A 6,925-nucleotide genomic window follows, 5' to 3' on the forward strand; every position below is an offset into this window, starting at 1 on the left:
CTCCGGTCATCCGGGCGCCTGCGAAGCTCGCGCCCTCCGTCCTCGCGCTCAGCAGCACCGCGCCCTCCAGATCCGCGTCGCCGAAGTCCGCGTCCCGCAGGTTCGCTGCGGCGAAGTTCGCCCGCCGCAGCGACGCGCCCCGCAGGATCGCCCCGTCGAGCGCCGCCCGCATCAGCCCGACGCCGTCCATGCGGGCCTCCGAGAGGTCGCAGCCGGACAACGTGGCGGCACCCGCCTGCACCCCGGCGAGCACCGCGCCGCGCAGCGACGCCCCGGCGAAGTCGGCGCCCGTGAGATGGGCCTCCGACAGGTCCGCCCCGTCGAGCCGGGCCGTACGCAGCACGGCGTGGCCGAGGTTGGCGTCCCGCAGGTCGGCCCCGGGCAGGTCGGCGCCGGCGAGCGGGATGCCCCGCAGGTCCCTGCGGTCGCCCAGCCCGGAGAACTCGGCGGAGACGTCCCGCCAGTCCGTTCCGTCCCGCAGGGCGCGCAGGATGCGTTCGGCGGCGGCCGTTCCGGCCGGTGTGCTCCAGCGGCGCCGGTCCTCGGCGATCCGCTGGTCGTCTGCGTCGTCCATGATCCTCCGGGTGTCGTGCGGGGTTCAGCGGTGGCCGATGGATCCGAGGAAGCCGTTCAGCCGGTCGAGATGGTAGACCGTCTCGTCGTGCTTCTTGATGAGCACGTCGAGGCCGCGTTCCGTCAGTCCCTCCGGCAGCACGTCCATCTCCTTCACCAGCACCTTGCGCACGTTCTCCAGTCCGTTCCTGGCGTTCGTCAGGTCGGCGATGTGGTCGAAGGGCACGCCGTTCTGCTTCACGGCCACCACCTCGCCCGCGGCCTCCCGGCGGGCCGCGCTGTAGTGGTTGTGGTTCGGCATGCTGTTGATCCTGCCGATGGGGTCCTTCTTGATGTTCTCCAGCTTCTGGATCGCGTTCTGGGCCGAGTCGCTCAGGCCCAGCTTGCGACTGCTGTACGGAGAGAGCCCCAGCGGATCCGACCACGTCAGGGGGTTGTGCACGTACGCGACGGGATTGGGCGCGGGCGACAGCCCGAGCGGGTCCGGCGTGGCGTAGCGGGCGAGTGCGGGGTCGTAGTAGCGGTGCAGGTTGTAGTGCAGCCCGGTCTCCCGGTCCGCGTACTGCCCGGGCAGCCGCAGCGGCGTGTACGCCGTGCTCCTGGCGGACCAGGCGGTGGCCCCCCAGATGGTGCTGCGCGCGCGCCACGCCACCTGCCCGTCCGCGTCCACCAGCTCCCGCGGGGTGCCGACGAGGTCGGTGACGATGGCGAAGAACCGGGAGTCGATCTCCCGCCGGCCGGTGTCGTCCGTGAGGCGCTCCGCCTGGGAGATCGGGCTGAACCCCTCGTGCTCCCACGTCAGGGTCACCGGGTGCGGCAGATCCGCGGAGCGCGTGGTCTCCTCGACGAGCACGGCCCCGTCCCAGGTGAACTCGATCCGCTCGGCGACCTCCCCTTCGGCGGTCAGACGCTCCTTGGCGATGCGGCGCCCGAGCGGGTCGTAGCGATAGCGCCACACGGTGCCGTCCGGGGTCGTCGCCCGCGTCAGCCGGTCCTCGGCGTCCCAGGTGAAGCGCCAGGTGTCCGGCTTGTGGGAGAGCCGCTTGCGGGTACGGGCCACCAGCCGGCCGGCGGCGTCGTGCTGATAGCGCAGGGCGCCGGCACCCAGGACGCGGGTGCCTTCGTAGCGGCGCTCGCCGGTGGCCGCCGCACCGGCGTGGTGGTCGGGCCAGGCGGCCCGCGTCACGTTCCCGACGGCGTCGTAGCCGTACGCCTCCTGCCAGTCGCCCGCGGCGACGCCGGTGACGCGGCCCGCCGCGTCGACGTCGAACCGGCTCGTCCCGGCCAGCCGGTCGTGCACGGCGGCGAGGTGGCCGTCGCCGCGGTAGGTGTACGTGCGCCGCTGGACGGTGCGCTCCCCGGCGGCCACGGTCTGCGCATGGAGCCGGCCCACCGGGTCCCACTGCCGCTCCACGGCGAGCGAGCCGTCGAGGAGGCAGGTGAGTTCGCGACCGCCCGCGTCCCGCTGGAAGCGCAGCGTGTGCCCCGACGCGGTGACCGCCTCGCGGGCACCCGCGGCGTCGTAGCCGTACGACGTCTGCGCACCGGAGGGGGTGACGCGCCGGATCCGGCGGCCGAGGGCGTCGTAGCGGAACGTCAGGCTGCGGCCGTCGACGTCTTCCCTGGTGACCAGGCCCAGCTCGTTGCGCTCGCAGGTGACGACGGAGCCCGGGCCGGCGGCGGTGAGCAGCCGCCCGGCGGCGTCGTACGTGTACCGGGTCACGGCGCCGCCCGCGTTCTTGCGCGCGACGTTGCCGAGCGGGTCGTACTCGAAGGTGATGCGCTCGCCGAGCGGGGTGACGGACACCGCGATCCGGCCGGCCGCGTCCCGGACGTACTCGCTCGTCCTGTCGTCGAAGTCGGTCTCCGAGACGAGGCGCCCGGCGCGGTCGTACTCGTACCGCCAGCAGCGGCCCAGCGGGTCCCGCACGCCGGTGAGCCGCAGGCTCGCGTCGTGGGTGAACTCGTAGCGCGCGCCGTCGGGCGCGGTGTAGGCGCTGAGCTGGTCGAAGTGCGTGTATTCGTACGTGGTCGACAGTCCCGCGGCGTCGGTGTGGGCGAGGCAGTTGCCCTCGGCGTCGTAGGCCCAGGACTCGGTCGTGCCGTCGGGCAGCGTGTACGAGGTGAGCCGGCCCTCCGTGTTCCACGTCGCCCGGGTGGTGTGGCCGAGGGGGTCGGTCACCGCGCGCACGCGGCCGAAGGCGTCGTACTCGTAACGCGTGGTGCCGCCCCGTGCGTCGACCGTCTCGACGGGCAGGCCCGCCGCGTTGTTCCCGATCCCGACCGTGTGGTCCAGCGCGTCGGTGACGGCCCGGAGGCGGCCCCGGCCGTCGTAGTGGAAGCGGGTGGTGGCGCCGGACGGGTCGGTGGCGGAGAGGCGGTTGCCGGCGGCGTCGAAGGACTGGAGCCAGGTGGCTCCGTCCGGTGCCGTCACACGGGTCGGCAGGCCGGGCGCGGCGTAGTCGAGCGTCGTGGTGGTGCCGTCGGGCCGGACGAGCGTGCGCAGGCTGCCGTCGGCGTCGTAGGCGTACGCGAACCGCTGACCGAGGGGGTCGGTCTCGGCGGTGAGGTTGTGGTGTTCGTCGTAGGTGGTGCGGGTGGTGTGGCCGAGGGCGTCGATCTCGGCGGTGATCTGGCAGTTGTCGTTGACGACGAAGCGGGTGACGGCGCCCTCGGCGGTGGTGAGGGTGGTGACGGCGGACCCGGGCCAGGCGGGGTCGGTGCCGTCGTAGTCGATGGTGAGGGCGAGGTGGCCGGCTTCGCCGCCTTCGGCTGTGCAGCGGTCCTGGTCGTCGTAGGTGTAGTCGTAGCGGTGGCCGTTGCGGTCGGTCCAGGAGGTCGCGCGCAGGCGGTGGTCGTAGGTGAAGACCAGGGGCAGGCCGGAGGAGTTGATGTCCTCGGTGAGGTTGCCGTCGCGGTCGTAGCCGAAGCGTTTGACGACGGTGTCGGTGCCGTCGTCGGCGGCGTTTGCGAGAGAGACGGCGGTGATGCGGCCGAGGCCGGCGTCGGTGGTGAGGGTGAGGTGGTAGCCGCCGGAGTGGCGGATGCCGGTGGGGGCGCCTTCGTCGTCGTAGGTGAAGGTCAGGGTGTGGCCGTTACGGTCCGCTATCCGCTCCAGCAGCGCGAGGCCGTCGGCGTCGGGGCGGGCGAAGGTACGGGTGTGACCGGTGAGGGGGTCGGTGACGGTGTAGCCGCCGTTCTCCAGGCGGGCGAGCGGCCAGCGCGGGCCCTGTTCCGGCAGCACCTCCGTGCCGGTGGGGTGGGGGTAGGCGAGGACGCGGCCGTCCTCGGTGACGAAGACGACGCCCCGGTCGTCGGTCTCCAGGCGCTGGTCGGCGGTGGAGGCCCAGGTGGGGCCGAACCACCGGCCGGCCCGGTAGGTCGAGCCCAGCCGGCGGGAGAAGACCAGGGGCAGGATCCCGGGCAGTTCGACGTCGTCCTGCGGCAGGTACATCGCCCCGGTGGCCAGGTCCACGGGGTCGGTGAACTTCGAGACGATGTTCTTCAGCCGGGTCGTGGCGCCCTGTGCCGCGTCGTCGATCATCGTGCGGCCCCGCTTGGCCAGACCGAGGACGCCGTTCTTCATGCTCCGCAGCCCGGCCAGCCCGCCCTTGAGGCTCTTCAGGCCCTTGCCGAGCTTGGCCAGTGAGGTGAGGCCCTTCATGCCGGGGATGCAGTCGAGGGCGGCCATGGCGACGTCGAAGAGGGAGCCCTCGCCGTTGGCGTACTTGATCAGGCTGTCGGCGAGGACCACCAGCGCCGCGGCCAGCACCACCCAGGCCAGCGGTCCGCCGATGATGAGGACGACGATGCCGAGGACGGCGACGATGACTTTGCAGACGGTGACGATGGTGTCCCAGTTGTCTTTGACCCAGTCGACCGCCTTCTCCCACCACTTGCGGTTCTGGATGCCGGCGTCGGAGGCGTCCTCCAGCTTGTCCTTGGCTTCGGAGGCGGCGTCCTCGCGCATCTTCTTGGCGTCGGCGGCCATCTTCTTGGCGGCTTCGAGGCCGCCTTGCGCGTTGTCGACGGCTGTCTGCGCGGAGGTGCGGGCGGACTTGGCGTCGGTGGCGTTGCGGGTGGCGGCCCGTACCTCCGACTCGTCGGGCTTCTCCTTGCCCTCCTTCTCGTCGTACTCCTCACTCTTCTTCGTCGCCCGATCCACCCAGGAATTGGCCGAGTCCAGGCGGCCGTTCGCGGCGGTCAGCTCGCTCTGCGCTTCGCGGCCCTTGGCCAGGGCCTTGTCGGCGAGGGACTGGGCGCGCTCCAGCTTCGGCCAGTACGCGGCCAAAGCGTCGCCCGCCAGGTCGTAGGAGCGCTGGAGCTTCTTGAGGTTCTTGGGGACCTCCTCGAACTCGTCCTGGAACGCCTTCGCCGTCTTCCCCGCCCACCGCAGGAGGGCATCCTCACCGGCCATGCCCTTGATCTGCCGCAGCGCATCCGCCACGTCATCGGCGAAGTCGTGCAGCTCCCGGGCGAGCTGCTTGACCCGATCCGGATCCCCCGGCGTCGGGTCGTTGTCCAGATCCAGGACATGCCAATCCGTCGGACGATTCCCCATGTGCCACCCCCGTTACAGCCACATCTCGTCCGAAGACGCCTGATCAGCGGGTCACGGTTCCTCGGCCGCCCGTCCGGCGCCGATCTCGGCGGCGAGGACGTCGGGCGGCAGAGCCGTACGCAGGCGGCCCATGATGCGGTCGGTGTCGGTGCGTTCGGCCGCAGGGAGCGGGGCGCCGGCGGCGGCGCGGAGGGCTTCGGCCCGGCCGAGGAGGCGGGCGGCCTCACCGGCGTCGCCGGCCAGGGACTCCGCGCCGGCCAGGCCCTCCAGGGCCAGGGCGACGGCCCGGGGGTCGCCGGTGGGGCGGGCGTAGGCAAGGCCCTCGCGGTGGTGGGCGCGGGCCTGCTCCGGGTCGCCCGCCAGCTCCGCGACGAAGCCCAGCTCGGCGAGGATCAGGGCGGTGCCCACGTCCGACTCGATCTTGCGGTCCCAGTCCAGCCAGCGCCGCAGGTGCGCCTCCGCCTCCGCCAGCCGGCCCTGTCGGCGGGCGCCCATCGCCAGGCCGATGCCCGCGAACTCCTCGCCCACCACGTAGCCCTGCTCGGCGGCCAGCCGCGCGGCGCGGCCGTGGAGTTCGTCGGCCTGGGCGGTGTCCCCCGTGAGCAGCGCGACCCGGCCGAGCATCGACAGCTTGTCGGACACCTCCGACCACAGCCCCAGGTCCTCGGCCATCCGCAGGCCCTCGCGGTGCAGCCGGGCGGCCTGTCCGTAGTCGCCGGTGATCTCCGCGTACGTGCCGAGCGCGTACGTCGCGTGCAACTGGCCCCACCGGTCGCCGAGTCCGGCGAAGAGCGCCATGCTGCGCTCCCCGTACTCCGCGAGCGCGGGCAGGTCGCCGCGGAGCACCGCCTCCCGGGCGAGGGTGCTGGACACCGCCGCGGTGCCCCACTGGTCGCCGAGCGCGCGGAAGACCTCCTCGGCGCGGGTCAGCGGGTCGTCGCCGCCGGGCAGCGGGCCGAGGCCGAGCCGGGCGAGGCCGAGGAAGGCGTCCGCGCGGGCGCCGGCGGCCAGTTCGGGCAGGGCGGTGGGCTGCGGCGGGCGGACGGCGGGCAGGGCGTCGGGGGTGAGGGTCTCGCCGAGGCGGAGGGTCATGGCGGCGCGCCAGGTGAGGGCGGCGGCGCGGGCCGCGGTGACGTCCCTTGCGGGGGCGGGGGCTTCTCTTGCGGCTCCGGTAGCGGCTGCGGTCTTGTCGGCATCGGCATCGGCTGCGGCGTCTGTGCCTGCTGCCGTGTGCGGTGCCTGGGGCGCCGTCAGGGCGGTGGTGAGGAAGCGGCGGCCCTCGCCGAGGCGGCCGCGCAGCACCCAGTACCAGGCGAGGTCGCAGGCCAGGCCCAGTGCCGTCGCCGCGGCGCCGGTGCGTACCGCGTCCTCCAGCGCCGCGCGCATGTTGGCGGACTCCGCGTCGAGGCGCAGCAGCCACTGGCGCTGGGCGGGGCCGCGCAACTGGGGCTCGGCCTCGGCGGCGAGCGTCGCGTAGTACGCGGTGTGGCGGCGGCGTACGGAGGCGAACTCGCCCGCGTCGCAGAGCTGTTCGTGGCCATAGGCGGCGACGGACTCCAGCAGGTGGTAGCGCGCGGGGGCCACGCCGTCGCCCGGGGCGGCCATGACCAGGGAGCGGTCGACGAGGCGGGCGAGGAGGTCGAGCACCTCGTCCTCGGCGATGCCGCCGCCCGCGCAGACCGCCTCGGCGGCGCTCAGCGTGCAGCCGTCCGCGTGCAGGGAGAGGCGGCGGAGCACGGCCTGCTCGGGGGCGGTCAGCAGCTCCCAGCTCCAGTCCAGCATCGCGCGCAG

At 73.5% G+C, this 6,925-nt stretch carries 3 protein-coding genes; all 3 read right to left on the reverse strand.

The window, feature by feature from the left end:
- Window positions 1-574 (reverse strand): pentapeptide repeat-containing protein (locus H5J30_RS12870; protein ID WP_181787569.1); only part of this gene is annotated, 574 nt, incomplete at its 3' end.
- Between the two features lie 24 nt (window positions 575-598).
- A complete protein-coding gene (locus tag H5J30_RS12875; protein WP_181787570.1) occupies window positions 599-5,134 on the reverse strand; it encodes a polymorphic toxin type 28 domain-containing protein in 4,536 nt (1,511 codons plus the stop codon).
- A 51-nt stretch (window positions 5,135-5,185) separates the two neighbouring features.
- Window positions 5,186-6,925, reverse strand: a 1,740-nt coding sequence (locus H5J30_RS12880; RefSeq protein WP_181787571.1) for an ATP-binding protein, incomplete at its 5' end; no start/stop codon positions are given.

This window comes from Streptomyces phytophilus (assembly GCF_013870535.1).
Lineage (GTDB): Bacteria > Actinomycetota > Actinomycetes > Streptomycetales > Streptomycetaceae > Streptomyces > Streptomyces phytophilus.